This window comes from Halomonas sp. 3H, from assembly GCF_024206005.1.
In the GTDB taxonomy this organism is placed as follows: domain Bacteria; phylum Pseudomonadota; class Gammaproteobacteria; order Pseudomonadales; family Halomonadaceae; genus Halomonas; species Halomonas campaniensis.
Map to the genome: position 1 here is coordinate 1,385,731 of NZ_CP100360.1, position 17,464 is coordinate 1,403,194.

The 17,464-nt window shown below is 69.5% G+C and carries 14 protein-coding genes; 6 read left to right on the forward strand and 8 right to left on the reverse strand.

Annotation, left to right across the window (positions count from 1 at the left end):
* Positions 1 to 4: 4 nt before the first annotated feature.
* The 6 genes from NFC98_RS06520 to leuS all read right to left on the reverse strand — a co-directional run bounded on the left by NFC98_RS06520 (position 5) and on the right by leuS (position 6,284).
* A complete protein-coding gene (locus NFC98_RS06520) occupies positions 5 to 427 on the reverse strand; it encodes a DUF488 domain-containing protein (protein WP_254277299.1) in 423 nt (140 codons plus the stop codon).
* Between the two features lie 2 nt (positions 428 to 429).
* Positions 430 to 1,389, reverse strand: coding sequence for a PA2778 family cysteine peptidase (locus tag NFC98_RS06525; RefSeq protein ID WP_254277300.1), 960 nt, complete (start codon positions 1,387 to 1,389; stop codon positions 430 to 432).
* Positions 1,390 to 1,401: 12 nt separating this feature from the next.
* Positions 1,402 to 1,797: a PA2779 family protein gene (locus tag NFC98_RS06530; RefSeq protein ID WP_254277794.1), complete on the reverse strand. Its 396-nt coding sequence runs from the start codon at positions 1,795 to 1,797 to the stop codon at positions 1,402 to 1,404.
* A gap of 156 nt (positions 1,798 to 1,953) precedes the next feature.
* Positions 1,954 to 3,012, reverse strand: coding sequence for a DNA polymerase III subunit delta (gene holA, locus NFC98_RS06535; protein ID WP_254277301.1), 1,059 nt, complete (start codon positions 3,010 to 3,012; stop codon positions 1,954 to 1,956).
* 156 nt (positions 3,013 to 3,168) lie between these two features.
* Positions 3,169 to 3,651: an LPS assembly lipoprotein LptE gene (gene lptE / locus NFC98_RS06540; RefSeq protein WP_254277302.1), complete on the reverse strand. Its 483-nt coding sequence runs from the start codon at positions 3,649 to 3,651 to the stop codon at positions 3,169 to 3,171.
* Between the two features lie 26 nt (positions 3,652 to 3,677).
* Positions 3,678 to 6,284: a leucine--tRNA ligase gene (gene leuS / locus NFC98_RS06545; RefSeq protein WP_254277303.1), complete on the reverse strand. Its 2,607-nt coding sequence runs from the start codon at positions 6,282 to 6,284 to the stop codon at positions 3,678 to 3,680.
* A gap of 216 nt (positions 6,285 to 6,500) precedes the next feature.
* Here leuS and NFC98_RS06550 point away from each other — a divergent pair, with 216 nt between their 5' ends.
* On the forward strand, positions 6,501 to 7,016 hold the full coding sequence (locus NFC98_RS06550; RefSeq protein WP_183333030.1) for a zinc ribbon-containing protein: 516 nt from the start codon (positions 6,501 to 6,503) through the stop codon (positions 7,014 to 7,016).
* 78 nt (positions 7,017 to 7,094) lie between these two features.
* On the opposite strand, the gene NFC98_RS06555 is transcribed toward NFC98_RS06550, so the two are convergent.
* Positions 7,095 to 8,339 (reverse strand): hypothetical protein, encoded by a 1,245-nt coding sequence (locus NFC98_RS06555; RefSeq protein WP_254277795.1) that lies wholly within the window; start codon positions 8,337 to 8,339, stop codon positions 7,095 to 7,097.
* A gap of 143 nt (positions 8,340 to 8,482) precedes the next feature.
* Positions 8,483 to 9,388 (reverse strand): LysR family transcriptional regulator, encoded by a 906-nt coding sequence (locus tag NFC98_RS06560; protein WP_254277304.1) that lies wholly within the window; start codon positions 9,386 to 9,388, stop codon positions 8,483 to 8,485.
* Positions 9,389 to 9,755: 367 nt separating this feature from the next.
* Here NFC98_RS06560 and leuC point away from each other — a divergent pair, with 367 nt between their 5' ends.
* The 5 genes from leuC (at position 9,756) to NFC98_RS06585 (ending at position 17,460) form a co-directional block, all read left to right on the forward strand.
* Positions 9,756 to 11,207 (forward strand): 3-isopropylmalate dehydratase large subunit, encoded by a 1,452-nt coding sequence (gene leuC, locus NFC98_RS06565; protein ID WP_254277305.1) that lies wholly within the window; start codon positions 9,756 to 9,758, stop codon positions 11,205 to 11,207.
* Between the two features lie 3 nt (positions 11,208 to 11,210).
* On the forward strand, positions 11,211 to 11,864 hold the full coding sequence (gene leuD / locus NFC98_RS06570; protein ID WP_254277306.1) for a 3-isopropylmalate dehydratase small subunit: 654 nt from the start codon (positions 11,211 to 11,213) through the stop codon (positions 11,862 to 11,864).
* 174 nt (positions 11,865 to 12,038) lie between these two features.
* Positions 12,039 to 13,118, forward strand: coding sequence for a 3-isopropylmalate dehydrogenase (gene leuB, locus NFC98_RS06575; RefSeq protein ID WP_254277307.1), 1,080 nt, complete (start codon positions 12,039 to 12,041; stop codon positions 13,116 to 13,118).
* A gap of 222 nt (positions 13,119 to 13,340) precedes the next feature.
* Positions 13,341 to 14,453 (forward strand): aspartate-semialdehyde dehydrogenase, encoded by a 1,113-nt coding sequence (gene asd, locus NFC98_RS06580; RefSeq protein ID WP_254277308.1) that lies wholly within the window; start codon positions 13,341 to 13,343, stop codon positions 14,451 to 14,453.
* A 250-nt stretch (positions 14,454 to 14,703) separates the two neighbouring features.
* Positions 14,704 to 17,460, forward strand: a complete 2,757-nt coding sequence (locus NFC98_RS06585; RefSeq protein WP_254277309.1) for a FimV/HubP family polar landmark protein — start codon at positions 14,704 to 14,706, stop codon at positions 17,458 to 17,460.
* Positions 17,461 to 17,464: the final 4 nt, after the last annotated feature.

A 17,464-nucleotide genomic window follows, 5' to 3' on the forward strand; every position in this document is an offset into this window, starting at 1 on the left:
CCCGCTATTCGTCCAGCCGGTGGGCATAGCAGGGCGGCGAGGCCGGTTCCCGATCCGCGCCATCCTCGTCATGCAGGGCCTTGAGCAGGGCGTCGCGCAGGATCGGCAGGTGGGAGGCCTCCAGGTCCCGGGCCGCCGAGAGCAGCGTCAACCGTCCCCGCCGGGCGTGTCGCATCAGCGGCACCAGGCTGTCGGGATCGTCGCGCAGTTCGCCGCGATAGCGGGCGGCGAACACGCCGGCGCTGATCTCGCCACGATGATACTGGCGGCGCAGTGCCGGAGAGGGCGAGGCGTCGCGGTACCAGTCGGTGAGCGCCAGGCTCTCCCGGCGCTTGCCGCGAGGCCAGAGGCGGTCGACCAGGACCCGGGCGCCATCCTCCTCGGTGGCGTCGGCATAGATGCGCTTGAGCGTGATCTCGTAGGCCATGGCTATTCCTCCTGAAGCGCGTCCAGCGCCTCTCGGGCATGGGGCTGCCAGTGGCCGGGCAGCGCGGCGGCCCGTTCCAGGGCGTCCCTCGCCCCGCCGAGGTCGCCCTGACCGCGCCGGGCCAGGCCCAGGTTGAGCCAGGCGACGGCCAGCTCGGGCTGTGCCGAGACGGCCCGCTCGAAGGCCGAGATGGCGGCCTCGCTGTCGCCGCTGGCATGCCGGGCATTGCCCAGTCCGAACTGCACCATGCCGTTCCCGGGGAAGCGGTCGGCCAGCGCGGCCCAGGCGGGAAGGCTCGCCTCGGCGCCATGGAGACGCTCGAAGGCACTGATCGCCTCCATGGCGGCGGCGGGGCGGACGCCCTCGGGCAGCTGCCCCGGCGGCAGGGCAACGAAGGCCCAGCGCTCGCTGCGGGCCCAGGTGGCATCGAAGCGGCGGAAGGACTCGACGCGCCGAGGCTCCTCGCCGCTGTGCAGGATCAGCTCGTCACGGTCGAGGTCGAAGCCGATGGCCACCGCGTAGTGCCACATGGGCCAGGCGGGCAGCGCGAGGTTCTGCATCACCACCACGGGATGGCCCGACGCCACCTCGGTGAGCAGGGCGTCGAGCCGCCCCTCGATCACGAAGGGAATACGGCCGTGGCGACGCACGGTGGCCAGCATTTCGGGCTGCACGCTGCCCTCGCGGCCCGGCAGGAAGACCTGGGGAATCAGGGTGTCGACGTCGACCTCGACCCCGCCGTCGTTGAGCACCATGGCCAGCGAGGCGGGGCCGCACTGGTAGTCGCGCTGGGCGTGGAAGGGCACGTCATCGAGCAGCAGCTGGCGGGGCAGGCGCTCCTCGGTGGTCTCGGCCAGGCGCGGGGTGCTGGCGCAGCCGGCCAGGGTGAGCATCAGCAGCACCAACGCGAGAACGCCCGCAGGGCGGGCGTTCCAGGGGTGCCGGATTCGGCGTGATGTCATGGGGCTCCCCGCTCAGCGGGTGAAGGGGAAGACGTTGGTCAGGCCGAGGATGTCGGTGACCAGCAGGATCACGAAGACGGCGAACAGGGCGCCGACCACGCTGGCGCCGGCGGGCAGCTGCTCGAGCTGGTCGGCCATCTGGGCGGCCTCCGCGTCGGAGAGGGCGGCCACGCGGGCTTCCACTTCGGCGAGGTCAACGCCCTGGGCCACCAGCTGCTGCTGGACATCGTCGCGGGCGAGGATCTCGTGGATCCGCTCGCGATCTGCCTGGTCGCGCTCGGCGTTCAGGGCCGCCTGGGTGGTAATCAGGTCGCTGCCCGGGGAGGCCGGGGCGGCGGCCACGGGGAGGCTGCCCAGGACCAGGGCGGCGATCAGCAGCGGGCTGAGGTAACGGCAGAGCTTCTTCATCATGTCGGTGTTCCTTCTTCGTTGGAGTGGCTTCCGGCTCCTTGATGATCCACGCGTCGCGTCCTGGCGATCGAGTGAGGCGTCACGATGATACCTGCCCAGTATAGGACGAAATGGCGTGACATTTCATGCCCTTGGCGGTCAACGCGGGCAGGGTCAGCCGATGCGGTAGGAAGAGGGGAGTTCGGCGAGCAGGCCGCGGCCGCCGGCCAGGGTCAGGGCCAGGTCGTGGAGGCCGTCCTGGACGGGCAGGGGAGAGGCGCCCTTGATGGCCAGGTCGAGGCGCTGGGCGAACAGCAGCAGCTTGTGCAGCCGCTTGACCGGGAGCCGGCCGATGGCCTGCTGGTAGGCGGGTCTGCGCTTCTCGAAGATCGACGGCTTCTGCGACTTGCAGGCGTGGTCGAAGCTCTGCCCCTGGTCCAGGTGCTGGTGCAGCGAGAGCAGGGTGCGCAGCTCCCGGGTCAGGGCCCAGAGCACGATGGGCGCCTCCACGCCCTCGCCGCGCAGGCCGGCAATGATCCGTGCGACCCGTGCGCGCTCTCCCTTGAGGCAGGCGTCGACCAGGGTGAAGACGTCGTAGCGGGCGCTGTCCTCCACGCCGCCGGCCACCTCCCGGGGGGAGACCCGGGCGCCGGGGGGCATCATCAGGGCGAGCTTCTGCAGCTCCTGGTCGGCGGCCAGCAGGTTGCCCTCGGTGCGCTCGGCCAGCAAGCGGGCGGCGTCCAGATCGAGGTTGAGGCCGTGGCGCGAGGCGCGGTCACGCAGCCAGAAGCCCAGCCGCGAGGCATCCACCGGCCACACCGGCACGAACAGGCCAGCCTTGTCCAGGCCCTGGAACCAGGCGCTCTTCTGCTGCCGGAAGTCGAGCTTGCCCATGGCGAGCAGCAGCACGTTGTCGCTGCCCTTGAGGTCATCGGCATAGGCCTTGAGCGCCTTGGTGCCCTCCTGGCCGAGGTTGCTGCCCGCCAGGCGCACCTCGATCAGCTTGGCGCCGGCGAACAGCGACAGGCTGGCCGAGGCCTCGTGCAGCCGGCCCCAGGCGAAGCTGCCCTCGACGTGGAGAATCTCGCGCTCCTCGATGCCTCGCTCGCGGGCGGCGGCGCGCACGGCATCGCAGGCCTCCATGTGCTGCAGGGGCTCCTCGCCGGCGACGATCACCACCGGGGGCAGCTTCTTGGCCAGCGCATCGGCCAGCTTGTCGGGGAAGACTTTCAACGAGCGTATCCTTTGCCATCGGGGCTGAGCCGGGGGCAGGCCTTCGAGGAGGCGCTGTGAACCCCTCCCTGGGCGCTACCGATGCCATCCCTGGCATAGGACCTCCTCTTCGACCTGTCCCCGGCGCCCCTTTCCTGGTGTCTCAAGCCTTGAAATTTACAGGCTGCGCAGGCGGTCGAGGAGCTGGCGGACTGCCGCCTCGAGGAGCTCGCGGCGGGCCTCTTCGCGCAGGTCCTCCTGGATCAGCAGGTTCGAGTCGCTGACCGTGTAGCGGGTCGAGACCTCGAGCCGCTGCTGGTCGAGCAGGTAGGCGCCGTCACCGCGCCGCTGGACCGAGAAGGGCGCGCGCAGCACCAGTTCCTCGTCGCGCGGGCCCGAGTCGAGCACGCTGAGGTTACGCCGCCGGATCTCGGGCTCGCCCAGGTTGAGCACCCGGTCCGCGTCGCCGTGCACGCGGGTGCCGGCGGCGTCGAGTCGCTCCCGGGCGAGGCGCGCGAGGTCGCTGTCCGGGCCCGCGATGGCCAGTTCATCGATCACCGCCGATGGCGTGTCCAGGCCGCGCAGGCGAAAGCCGCAGCCGGACAGCGCAAGGCCGGCGGTGCCGGCCAGGGCGTGGGTGAGGAAGGTGCGTCGCTGCATGGGTCGCTCCCTGTCCCGCGGCGGGCTCAGCCCACCACGATGTTGACCAGCTTGCCGGGCACCACGATCACCTTGCGGACCGTCTTGCCCTCGGTATGGCGCTGCACGTTCTCGGCGGCGAAGGCTCCGGCCTCGACGGTCGCCTTGTCGGCGTCCGCGGCAACCTCGATGCGGGCGCGCAGCTTGCCGTTGACCTGCACCACCAGCTCGATGGTATCGCGGGCCAGGGCCGACTCGTCCACCGCCGGCCAGGCGGCGTCGATGGCCGGCTCCTCATGGCCCAGCGCCGCCCACAGGGCGTGGCAGGTGTGGGGCGTGATGGGGGCGAGCAGCAGCACGCAGGCCTCCAGCGCCTCGCGGGCCACGGCCAGGCCCAGCGGGCTCTCGTCCTCGAAGCGGCCCAGCGCATTGGTCAGCTCCATCACCGCGGCGATGGCGGTGTTGAAGGTGGTGCGGCGGCCGATGTCGTCGCTGGCCTTCCTGATGGTCTCGTGGGTCTTGCGGCGCAGCTCCCGCTGGGGCTCGGTGAGTGCGGCGAGTTCCAGCGTGCCCGGGTTGCCGGCCGCGAGGTGCTCGCTGGCCAGACGCCACAGGCGCTTGAGGAAGCGGCTGGCCCCCTCGACGCCGGAGTCGGACCACTCCAGGGACTGCTCGGGCGGGGCGGCGAACATCATGAACAGCCGCACGGTGTCGGCACCGAAGCGGTCGATCATCGACTGGGGGTCGACGCCGTTGTTCTTCGACTTGGACATCTTCTCGATGCCGCCCATCTCCACGGGCTGGCCGTCGCGGATCAGCACGGCGCTGATCGGCCGGCCCTTCTCGTCGCGCCTGACTTCCACGTCGGCGGGATTGAACCACTCCTTGCCGCCGTTGGCGGTGTCCCGATAGAAGGTCTCGGCGATCACCATGCCCTGGGTGAGCAGTCGCTGGAACGGCTCGTCGACCTTCACCAGGCCCAGGTCACGCATCAGCTTGGTGAAGAAGCGCGCGTAGAGCAGGTGCAGGATGGCGTGCTCGATACCGCCGATGTACAGGTCCACCGGCAGCCAGTAGTCGGCCCGCTCGTCGAGCATGGCATCGGGGTTGTCCGCGCAGCAGAAGCGGGCGAAGTACCAGGAGGACTCCATGAAGGTGTCGAAGGTGTCGGTCTCACGGACCCAGCCGTCGCCCAGGTCGCTGAACTCCGGCATGCGCTTGAGCGGCGAGCCGGTGGCGTCAACGGTGACCTCCATGGGCAGGGCGACCGGCAGCTCCTCGTCGGTGAGCGGCACGGTCTGCCCCTCGGGGCCGTACTTGACCGGGATAGGGGCACCCCAGTAGCGCTGGCGGGCAACGCCCCAGTCGCGCAGGCGGTAGTGGGTCTTGACCTCGCCGCGACCCAGCTGGGCGAGCCGGGTGGCGATGGCCTCGAAGGCGGCCTCGAAGTCGAGCCCGTCGAACTCGCCGGAGTGGATCAGGGTGCCGTAGTCGTCATGGGCCCCCTGGGAGAGGTCCGGCGCCTGGCCGCTCTCGTCGGCGATGACCGGCTCGATGGGCAGGCCGTACTTGGTGGCGAACTCCCAGTCGCGCTGGTCGTGGGCGGGGACCGCCATCACCGCGCCGGTGCCGAACTCCATCAGCACGAAGTTGGCGACAAAGACCGGCACCTCGCGCCCGGTGAGCGGATGCACGGCCACATGGCCGGTGGGCATGCCCTGCTTCTCGCGGGTGGCGAGCTCGGCCTCGGAGGTGCCGCCGCGGGCACACTCCTCGCAGAAGGCGGCCAGCGCAGGGTTGCCTTCGGCGGCCTGCTTCGCCAGCGGATGGCCGGCGGCCACGGCCATGTAGGTGACGCCCATCAGGGTATCGGGACGGGTGGTGTAGACCGAGAGCGGCTCGCAGGCCGCGTCGTCGGCGGCCTTGATGTCGGAGCCCTCAGCGGGCTTGATATCAAAGCTGAGCTCCACGCCGCGGGACTTGCCGATCCAGTTGCGCTGCATCGTCTTGACCTGCTCGGGCCACTCGATGGTGTCGAGGTCGGCGAGCAGCTCGTCGGCGTAGTCGGTGATCTTGAGGAACCACAGCGGGATCTCCTTGCGCTCCACCAGGGCGCCGGAGCGCCAGCCGCGCCCTTCGATCACCTGCTCGTTGGCCAGCACGGTCTGGTCGACCGGGTCCCAGTTGACCGTGGACATCTTCTTGTAGACCAGCCCCTTCTCCACCAGCTTGGTGAAGAACCACTGCTCCCAGCGGTAGTAGCTCACGTCGCAGGTGGCGAACTCGCGGCTCCAGTCGTAGGCGAAGCCCAGCGCCTTGAGCTGGGTGCGCATGTAGTCGATGTTGGCGTAGGTCCACTCGGCCGGCGGTACCCGGTTCTGGATCGCGGCGTTCTCCGCCGGCATGCCGAAGGCGTCCCAGCCCATGGGCTGCATCACGTTCCGACCCTGCATCCGCTGGTAGCGGGAGACCACGTCGCCGATGGTGTAGTTGCGCACGTGCCCCATGTGCAGCTTGCCGCTGGGGTAGGGGAACATCGAAAGGCAGTAGAACTTCTCGCGGCTGGCGTCTTCCACCGCCTTGAAGCACTGGTTCCTGTCCCAGAACTGCTGGGCGTCGCGTTCGATCTCTTGGGGCTTGTACTGTGCGTCCATCGCTGTCTACGGGTACCTTGCGAGTCGGTCGCGCCGCCGCGAGGGGCGACGCGGGTCAACGGGGCTTGTCCGGCGTCACGGTCTTGCGGCTTTGTGCGTCAAGACGTTGAACTGCCGGCGGGAAGTCGTCTAAATGGTAGGCAAGGATACCCCAGCACGGCCCGGCCCGGCTATGCCCCGGGCCTCGCCGGCTCACCGCAGGAGAAGGAGCACACCATGAGCGAGCAGCAGAAACACCCCCAGGACCACCGGCTGCGCGAAGGCTACGAGCGCATGCTGGATCGCCTGCGCGAGGGGGCCCATGAGCTGACCTGGGAAAACCTGCAGCAGGAGCTGGACGACGCCGTGGAATTCGAGGCGGAGCTCGAGGAGTTCACCAAGGATGAGCTGTCACTGCTGCGCGCCTGGGTCGAGCGCGACCTCAAGGAGATGCGCCGCTACCTGAGCGCCGGCGGAGAGAGCGTGGCGACCTGGCTGGGCATCGACCTCTCGGCCCTGTCGCGCAAGGTCAGCGAGTCGCTGCTCTCCATCGCCGATCGCAGCGTGGTCGAGCGCGAGCGCTTCGAGGAGGACCTGGAGGCCGCCCGCGCCGACTACTGCGAAGGCGAGATGGCGGCACCGGGGCGCATGGCCTGCGTGCACTGCGGCAGCGAGGTGACCCTGGAAGGAGTGGCGCGCATCGAGCCGTGTCACCAGTGCGGCCACCGCTACTTCCAGCGGGTCTCGAAGTAGGCCTTCGGCCAGGGGCAAGAAACAAGAAACAAGAAACCAAGGAACAAGGAGAACCTTGCCCCTTGATCCTTGTAGCTGTCACAGCCAGGCGTCCAGTATCACGATCGCCATGACCACCAGCGCGGTCATGGCGCCGGCATAGCCCAGGTTGTGGCGCATCATCTCCGACCCGCTGATGCCGTAGCGCCCCTGCAGGGAGAGGTTGATCCCGGAGAGCGGGCCGACGCTGGTGCCCACCGCCCAGGAGGCCAGCGCCACGAAGGCGAACAGCGTCTGCCGATCCCCGCCCAGTTCCAGCACTGATGCCAGCACCGAGACGCCGATGATCGGATGCAGGCCGACCACGGCGCTGGCCACGATGGCCAGAAAGCTGGCCACGGCCTGGGGGGCGCCGAACTGGGCAAAGAGCGTCCACTCGCTGCCGGTGGCGGCGCCGATGAAGGTCGAGAGGCCCTGGGTCAAGAGCCCCGCGCAGAGGAATAGCGAGATCTCGCCGCGCATCGCCGGTAGCCGCTCCAGTGCGTGGCTGCGCACCCGGCGCAGGGTCCAGCGGGGCCCCCTGGGCAGGTTGCTGGCCAGCGCCACGCCGGGCATCAGGAAGGTGATGATGCTGACGATGGAGAGCGAAGGCGTGAGGCCGTAGTGGAAGAGCATGACCAGCGCCGCCATGCCCACCGGCATCATCAGGCTGGGGGGCGAAAGCGAATAGCCGGCGACCCGCGAGAGATCGAAGCGGCGCCCCAGCTCCAGGGCGGTGAGAACTCCGGCCAGCAGCGCCAGCGGCATGCCGAAGGCCACCACGGTGGGGAAGCGCATCTCCGGGGCCAGGGTCATCACCACGCCCATTGAGGCGAAGAAGGGGGACCAGAGCGCCGCACTCGACAGCCCCCGATTGAGGGCCAGCAGCTGGGGAAGGCTCAGAGGGCCACGGCGTTGCAGGCGATCGCCGACCATGAACACGGTGGAGAGGTTGAGAATGGCCCCGAGCAGGTGCACGCCCAGCCAGGTGCCGATGACCCCGCGCCGCCCCGTGACCCCGTGCCCCGCCGGCGGCGAATGCCCCTGGCGGGTGCCGATCAGGCCGATGAAGCTCACCCCGACCAGCATGGCCACCACGTAGCTGTTGCCGTCGAGGATGCGCGGCCAGGCGATGTCGGCCCCGTAGCCCAGCCATGCCGCCAGCAGCAGGGCGAGGCCGATGCCGGCCAGGGCACCCGCCTGGCGCCGATTGCGCTGGCCCAGGTCGATCCACAGCAGCGCGACCGCCAGCCAGAAGGCGTAGCTCACCGCCGGCAGGGCGACGGGCAGGCCTGCGAAGCGCATCACCTGCAGCAGCAGGCCGCCGAGGATCAGCCCGCCGGCGAGGGCGTGGCGAAGCGATATCGGCGGGGGAGTCGGCGCTGGCACGGGGACGGGGTTCCTGAACGGATGGCTGGGGCCGGGTGTCGGGCACAATGGTGAGCAGTCTAAACAATCCGGCGCTCATCCGCCCGTGCCGCCGTCTCCCGGGCGGCCTCGAGCTGCCCGAGCATCGCCCGTGCGGCGTTGGACAGGGTACGGCTGCGATGCACGATGAACCCCAGCGGCCGGTGGATCGGCGGGTGATCGATGGCCAGCTCGTGAAGGTCGCCGGCCACCAGGCGCTCCGGCAGCAGACTCCAGCCCAGCCCGATCGCGGTCATCATCTTCAGCGTCTCCAGGTAGTTGGTGGAGAGCGCCACCGGCAGGCGCAGTCCCGCGGCGGCGAAGCGCGCCTCGATCAGGCCCCGGGTGAAGGTGAGGGGCCCCGGGAGCACGGCATCGAAGTCGCAGAGGGTCTGCAGGCTGGGGTGCTCGAGCCCCGCCAGGGGGTGGTCCGGGGCGCAGACGAAGCAGAGCCGGTCGACCCACACCGGCACCACCTCGAGCTGCTCATCGGGGTGGGGGGCGAGGGTCACCACGGCGATCTCCAGCGAGCCGTCCAGCACGCCCTGGTAGGCCTCCTCGGAATCGAGGAAGTGCAGGTCCAGGCGCACCTCGGGGTGGGCGCGGGTATAGGCCTTGAGCAGCGGCGGCAGGCGGTGCAGGCCGATATGGTGGCTGGTGGCCAGCGTCAGGCTGCCGGCCACGTGGCCCTCGAGGTTGCCGAGCGCCCGACGGCTGTCGTCGACCATCACCAGGATCTGGCGTGCCCGCGGCAACAGCACCCGGCCCGCCTCGGTGAGGGTGACGCGCCGGCCGATGCGGTCGAACAGGCGGGCGCCGGTCTGGGTCTCAAGAACAGCGATGCGCTTGCTGACCGCCGGCTGAGTGAGGTGGAGCTGTTCAGCGGCGCGGGAGAAGCTGCCGCTGTCGGCGACGGCCAGGAAGGCCTGAAGGTTCTGGGTATCCATGGGCGTCCCCGTCGAGCGTGATGGAGAGATTCCATATGGGAATCCAATCCATAAATAACATGAATTGATTTTATGGGCGAGGGGCGGGAGACTGCTTCCATAGCGCCGATCGTCACGGCTCTTGCCTTGTAGGAGCTCTGCTTGCTGAGCGAAAGGTCCGAGGCAGGATTATGGCTATCGCCTTGCGAGCAAGGCTCCTACGAGCGAAAGGCTCGAGGGGCCGCAGAATTACGGCTATCGCCTTGCAAGCAAGGCTCCTACGAGTCGGCGTGGTTATCGCAGGCGGTGTGACTTCGCCTCCGGTTTTCCAGTATCGGCAACGAGCATCGGATATGACATCAAGGGCCGAGGGCCCGGGAGAAACGATATGGCAGGCCAGACACTCTACGACAAGCTGTGGTCGCAGCACCTCGTCAAGGAGCGCGATGACGGTACCGCGCTGATCTACATCGACCGCCAGCTGCTGCACGAGGTGACCTCGCCCCAGGCCTTCGAGGGCCTGCGCCTGGCGGGCCGCAAGCCGTGGCGCCTCGATGCGAACCTGGCCACGCCCGACCACAACGTGCCCACCACCGTGAAGGAGCGGGCCGAGGGCAATGCCGGCATCAAGGATCCGGTGTCGCTGATCCAGGTGCAGACCCTCGACGACAACTGCGTCGAGTTCGGCATCGAGGAGTTCAAGATCAACGACCCCCGCCAGGGCATCGTCCACGTGGTGGGCCCGGAGCAGGGCGCTACCCTGCCGGGCATGACCGTGGTCTGCGGCGACTCCCACACCGCCACCCACGGCGCCTTCGCCGCCCTGGCCCACGGTATCGGTACCTCCGAGGTGGAGCACGTGCTGGCCACCCAGTGCCTGCTGGCCCAGAAGATGAAGAACCTGCAGGTGCGCGTCGAGGGCACGCTCGGCACCGGCGTCACCGCCAAGGACGTGGTGTTGGCCATCATCGGCAAGATCGGCACCGCCGGCGGCACCGGCTACGCCATCGAGTTCGCCGGCAGCGCCATCCAGGGGCTCTCCATGGAGGGGCGGATGACGGTGTGCAACATGGCCATCGAGGCCGGCGCTCGCGTGGGCCTGATCGCCGTGGACGACACCACCATCGAGTATCTCGCCGAGCGCCCCTATGCGCCGACGGGCGAGCAGTGGCAGGCGGCCGTGGCCGACTGGCGTGGGCTCGTCTCCGACGCCGACGCCGCGTTCGACAAGGTGGTGACCCTTGACGCCGCCGAGATCGAACCGCAGGTCAGCTGGGGCACCAGCCCCGAGATGGTCACCGGGATCTCCGGCGAGGTGCCGGACCCGGCGGCCCAGGCCGACGAGACCGTGCGCAATGGCTACACCCGGGCGCTGCAGTACATGGGCCTGGCCCCGAAGCAGAAGATCACCGACATCCGCCTCGACAAGGTATTCATCGGCTCCTGCACCAACTCCCGCATCGAGGACCTGCGCGAGGCGGCGAAGGTGGCCCGCGGTAAGAAGGTGGCGGACTCCATCAAGCTGGCCATGGTGGTGCCGGGCTCCGGCCTGGTGAAGCGCCAGGCCGAGGCCGAGGGCCTCGACAAGGTGTTCATCGAGGCGGGCTTCGAGTGGCGCGAGCCGGGCTGCTCCATGTGCCTGGCCATGAACGCCGACAAGCTCGGTGCCGGCGAGCACTGCGCCTCGACCTCCAACCGCAACTTCGAGGGTCGCCAGGGCTACGGCGGGCGTACCCACCTGGTGAGCCCGGCCATGGCCGCCGCCGCCGCCATCGCCGGCCACTTCGTGGACGTGAGGCAGCTCGCCGCCAATGATGACGCCCAGGCACAGGAGGCCTGAACCATGAAGAAGTTTGAACGCAGCGAAGGGCTCGTCGCGCCGCTCGACCGGGCCAATGTCGACACCGACCTGATCATTCCCAAGCAGTTCCTGAAGTCGATCAAGCGCACCGGCTTCGGCGTCAACCTGTTCGACGAGCTGCGCTATCTCGACGAGGGCCAGCCCGGCCAGGACGTCTCCCGGCGGCCGCTCAATCCCGACTTCGTGCTCAACCAGCCGCGCTACCAGGGGGCCAGCGTGCTGCTCGCCCGACGCAACTTCGGCTGCGGCAGCTCCCGGGAGCATGCGCCCTGGGCGCTGGAGGACTTCGGCTTCCGCGTGGTGATCGCGCCGAGCTTCGCCGACATCTTCTACAACAACGCCTTCAAGAATGGCCTGCTGCTGGTCACCCTGCCGGAGGAGACCGTGGACCGGCTGTTCGCCGAGGTGGCGGCCAACGAGGGCTACCGCCTCGACGTGGACCTGGAGAACCAGCGGGTGATCACCCCTGCCGGCGAGATCCTCGAGTTCGAGGTGGACGCCTTCCGCAAGCACTGCCTGCTCGAGGGGCTCGACGACATTGGCATCACCCTCAAGGACGAGGACGCCATCCGCGCCTTCGAGGCGAAGCATCGCGCCACGCGCCCCTGGCTGTTCCGCGATAGCGCCCAGGCCTGACACTCGCACGCTCTTGCCGTCGGGAAGCGGGGCTGACCCGGCGGCAGGCCTGCGAGGAGGCGCTGTGAACCCATCCCTGGGCGCTACCGATGCCATCCCTGGCATAGGACCTCCTCTTCGGCCTGCCCCCGGCGCCCCGCGCCTCACCTGCGGCAACCTCACAAGGAAGAAGCAATGACTCAGAAGATTCTGGTACTGCCGGGGGACGGCATCGGCCCCGAGATCACCGCCCAGGCGAGCCGCATCCTGGCCGCCTGCCAGGCCCGCGGCCTCGACGTCGAGGTGGAAGAGGCCCTGGTCGGCGGCAGCGCCTATGACGTACACGGCGAGCCGCTGCCCGCCGAGACGCTCGAAAAAGCCAAGGCCGCCCGCGCCATCCTGCTCGGCGCCGTGGGTGGGCCCAAGTGGGACACCCTCGAGGATCTCGCCAAGCGTCCGGAGAAGGGGCTGCTCGGCCTGCGCAAGAACCTGGGCCTGTTCGGCAATCTGCGTCCGGCCATCACCTATCCGCAGCTGGCGTCGGCCTCGAGCCTCAAGCCCGAGCTGGTGGCCGGCCTCGACATCATGATCGTGCGCGAGCTCACCGGCGGCATCTACTTCGGCCAGCCCCGGGGCATCGAGGAGCGTGACGGCGAGCGGGTGGGCTTCAACACCTACGTCTACTCCGAGAGCGAGATCGAGCGCATCGGCCGCGTCGCCTTCGAGATGGCGCAGAAGCGCGGCAAGAAGCTCTGCTCCGTGGACAAGGCCAACGTGCTCGAGGTCACCATCCTGTGGCGCGAGGTGATGGAGCGGTTGGCGTCGGAGTACCCGGACGTCGAGCTCTCGCACATGTACGTCGACAACGCCGCCATGCAGCTGGTGCGCGCGCCCAAGCAGTTCGACGTCATGGTCACCGGCAACATGTTCGGCGATATCCTCTCCGACGCCGCCGCCATGCTCACCGGCTCCATCGGCATGCTGCCCTCCGCCTCGCTCAACGAGAGCGGCCAGGGCATGTACGAACCCTGCCACGGCAGCGCCCCGGACATCGCCGGGAAGGGCATCGCCAACCCCCTGGCGACCATCCTCTCGGTGGCCATGATGCTGCGCTACTCCCTGGACGAGCCAGCGCTGGCAAGCCGCATCGAGGAGGCCGTGGGCAAGGTGCTGGACGACGGCCTCAGAACCGCGGATATTGCCTCCGAGGGCTCCCATATCGTCTCCACCCGGGAGATGGGCGACGCCGTGCTGGCGGCCTTCGAAGCGATCTAAGGGCCTTCGGCCAGTCACAAGCCACAAGGAGCAAGCTTCAAGGAAATTCTTGGCTTGCTCCTTTGCCGTTGAAGCCATGATGCCTTGCGGCTTGCGGCTTGCGGCTTGCGGCTTGCGGCTTGCGGCTTGCGGCTTGCGGCTTGCGGCTCGGCGCTCGGCGCTCGGCGCTCGGCGCTCGGTTCTGTATAATACCTCCCACATTCGATTACTGGAGGACTTCACATGTTGAAAGTCGGTTTCGTCGGTTGGCGCGGCATGGTCGGTTCCGTGCTCATGCAGCGCATGGTGGAAGAGGGTGACTTCAAGGGCATCGAGCCGGTCTTCTTCACCACCTCCCAGGTCGGCCAGGCCGGCCCCGACGTCGGCGTGGACGTGCCTCCCCTCAAGGATGCCTTCGACCTCGACGCCCTCAAGGCGCTGGACGTCATCGTCACCTGCCAGGGTGGCGACTACACCCAGGCGGTCTACGGAGACCTGCGCAGCGGCGGCTGGAAGGGCTACTGGGTCGATGCCGCCAGCACCCTGCGCATGGAGGATGAGGCCACCATCATCCTCGACCCGGTCAACCGCCATGTCATCGATGCCCAGCTGGCCCGTGGCGCCAGGACCTTCGTCGGCGGCAACTGCACCGTCAGCCTGATGCTGATGGGTCTTGGTGGCCTGTTCGAGGCGGACCTGATCGAGTGGATGACCTCCATGACCTACCAGGCCGCCTCCGGCTCCGGTGCCAAGCACATGCGCGAGCTGCTCAACCAGATGGGCACCCTGCGCGACAGCGTGGCCGACGAGCTGGCCGACCCGGCCAGCGCCATCCTCGACATCGACCGCAAGGTCACCGCGGCCATGCGCTCCGGCGACTTCCCCACCGACAACTTCGGTGCACCGCTGGCCGGCAGCCTGCTGCCCTGGATCGACGTCAAGCGCGACAACGGCCAGAGCAAGGAGGAGTGGAAGGGCACCGTGGAGACCAACAAGATCCTCGGCCTGCAGGACAACCCGATCCCCATCGATGGCCTCTGCGTGCGCATCGGCGCCATGCGCTCCCACAGCCAGGCCTTCACCATCAAGCTGAAGAAGGACGTGCCGATCGACGAGATCGAGGATCGTCTGGCCAAGCACAACGAGTGGGTCAAGGTGGTGCCCAACGACAAGGAGGCGACCATCCGCGACCTGACCCCGGCCGCTGCCACCGGCACTCTCACCGTCCCGGTGGGCCGCCTGCGCAAGCTGGCCATGGGCGGCGAGTACCTCTCCGCGTTCAGCGTCGGTGACCAGCTGCTGTGGGGGGCGGCGGAACCGCTCAAGCGGATGCTGATGATCCTCAAGCAGCAGTGATCGTGCCCCTTCGACAACGCGCATGACCAGCGGGGCGTCTCCTTCGGGAGGCGCCCCGTCTTCTTGAGCGGCCGATGGTTCGCGTGGTCTGGATCAATGGCTTACGTTGAAGACATGAGCCCTGGCATGACCCCGGCCAGGCGCGTTCAGACGGTGAATATGGTACATAGGTACCATAACGACATTACGACATGGCATCGCTGCCCGCGGGATTGCCGCGTGGGCCAGCCGACGGACGCAAGGGACCTCCATGAAACGCAAGCTGACACTCGCCATGCTGCTTTCGCTTTCCGCCGCCAGCCCGATGGCGCTGGCCCTGGGGCTGGGGGAAGCCGACGTGCGCTCGACGCTCAACGCGCCGCTGCGTGCCACCATTCCGCTCAGCGATACCGGCGGCACCCCGCCGGGCCTGCTCAACGTCTCGGTGGCCGACGAGCGCGCCTTCGCGGCGGCGGGACTGACCCGCTCGCCGCTCGCCGCCAGCGTCAGGCTGGCGGTGGAGCAGCGCCAGGGTCGGCTGGTGGTGGACCTGACCACCGAGCGGCCGGTGCGCGAGCCCTGGGTCGACCTGCTGCTGCGTTTCGACTGGCCCGACGGCCAGCAGCTGCGCGAAGTGACCCTGCTGCTCGACCCGCCCGACTACGACCAGATGCCGGTGCTGGTGGCCGGCAGCACCCGCGTCCAGCCTCCTGCCCCTTCCGCCACGCCGCCGGCGCCGCGTGAACCGGCGCCCGCCCGGGCGGTCTCGCGCCCCGCCTCGTCGGGCACCGCCGGCGATCCGGCGTGGGTGCGCAGCGGCGACACCCTGTGGGCCGTGGCCGGTCGCCTGCGGCCCGACAGTGGCATCAGCATGAACCAGATGATGGTGGCGCTGGTGGAGGCCAACCCCGAGGTCTTCCCGTCGGGCAACATCAACGCCATGCGGGCCGGTTTCACCCTAGTGGTGCCCGGCCGCGATGCCATCGCAGCGCGCGCCGGTGCCGAGGCGGATCGCGTCGTCGCCGCCATGAACCAGGCCTGGGCCAACCGTGGCAGCGGCGCGCCGGCGCGGGTGCCCCTGGGTACCCCCGAGCCCGAGGCAGAGGCCCCGGCCGTGGCCTCCGCGCCGACGGCTCCGCCCCCTCAGGCGACCGAGCCCGCTCCCGCCGTCGACGACCCCGAGACCGATGCTCCCACCGAAGCGGCGGCGGCCCCGTCGTCGGAGGGTGAAGAGGGGCCGAGGCTGACCCTGCTGACCGATGCCCAGGTCGCGGCGGAAGGTGGCGCGCCCGGCGCCGCTGCCGAGGCGGTGGAGGACGCCGCTGCGGAAGGCGACGGCGGCGCGGAAGGCGAGGGCGGTGCGAGTGAGTCGGGCGCGACCGATGGCGCCTCGGCCCCGCAGGTCATGGTCGACCCCGACCTGCTGGCTTCGCTGAGCGGCGACGGCGAGCTGACCAGCGACGATCGCCTGCTGCGCCTCGAGGCCCGCTGGCTCGATAGCCAGCAGACGCTGGAGACCGTCCAGGAGGAGCGCGACCAGCTGCAGGACGAGCTGGGCGAGATGCGCGAGGAGCTGGCGGCGCTGCGCGACCAGCTGGCGGCGCTCGGCGCCGGTGGCAGCGGTGTGGACGGACCGGGCGCCGGCGGTATCGTGGCGCCGGGCAGCGAGGCCGAGGAGGCCCCCTGGTGGGGCGCCTTCTACCAGGGCGAGGTGGATCGCAACCTGATGCTGGGCGGTGCCGGCCTGGCGGCCCTGCTGGCGCTGTGGCTGGTAGTGCGTCGGCGGCGCCGCCATGAGGAGGCCGACGCCTCCCGAGGCGGCTTCGGCGAGGTGCGGGTCGCCGCACCCGGTGCCGAGTCGCCGGTTTCGCCCGGGGCGGCCACGGAGGGCGCCGCCATGGCCGGTACCGCCGCCGCGGCATCGCCCTCCCGGCCGGCCACGCCGGTGCAGTCGTCCATGCCCCAGGCCGAGGCGATCAGCGAGGCGGATATCTTCATCGCCTACGGGCGCTATGACCAGGCCCGCGACCTGCTCGAGGCCGGCCTGGCAAGGGAGCCGGAGCGTGACGACCTGCGCCTGAAGCTGCTGACCGTGCACCTCGAGCAGGGTGATCGGGAGGCGGCCGAGCGCGAGGCGGGACGGCTGCGCGACGGCGGCAATCCGGCCGTGGCCGACGAGGTGGAGCGGCTGATGGTACGTCATGGCCTGGCCACCGCGTCCGGTGCTCGCCAGGAGGCGGGCGGCCGGGCGGTGTTCACCGAATCGGCGTCCCTGCCGCCGCGGGTCTTCGATGACCCGTCCGACGAGACGCCCCGGGCCGACGATGACGCGGCGTCCCGTGAGGACGAAACGGCCTCGCCCTCCGCTGGCGCCACCGCGGGGACGTCGGCGGCGATCAGTGCCCACGGCGAGGAGGCAGCGACGGATAGCGCCCGCTACCGGCGTCCTGACACCGACGTCGACATGGGTGATGCGTCCACGGATTCAGCGGACGTCGACTCCCTGGCCGGTGCCCGGGAGCTCTCCACGGCCGAGGTGCCCGAGCCGATCGTTCCTCCAGAGCCCGAACCTGAACCCGAACCCGAGCTCCCGCCGCTGACCACCCGCGAGAGCGAGGATGGTCGAGAGATCATCGACTATCGGCCGCCGAGCCTGGACGCCAGTCCGGCGCCTCGGGAGGAGACGCCGATGCAGCCCAGCGTGGAGTTTACCCCCTCCGGCTCTGCCGGTGAGGTGCCGTCGAGCGAGGCGGCGTCCCCCGGCTTCCCGCCCCTTGACGCCTCCGCCGAGAGCGATGGCGAGGTGCCGGAGGAGTGGGAGGTCGAGGAGGTAGCCTTCCCGCCGCTGGATCGGGATAATGATGCCATTTCCCGGGGTGCTTCCGCCGATTCGCTGGACGAGGCGCGCCGCCTGCTGGAGGCGGGCGACGCCGACCGGGCCCGTTCGCTGCTCATGGCGCTTCGCCAGAGCGACGATCCGGCCCTGCGCGAGGAGGCGGAGGCGCTGTTCACCCGTCTCGATTCGTGAAGGC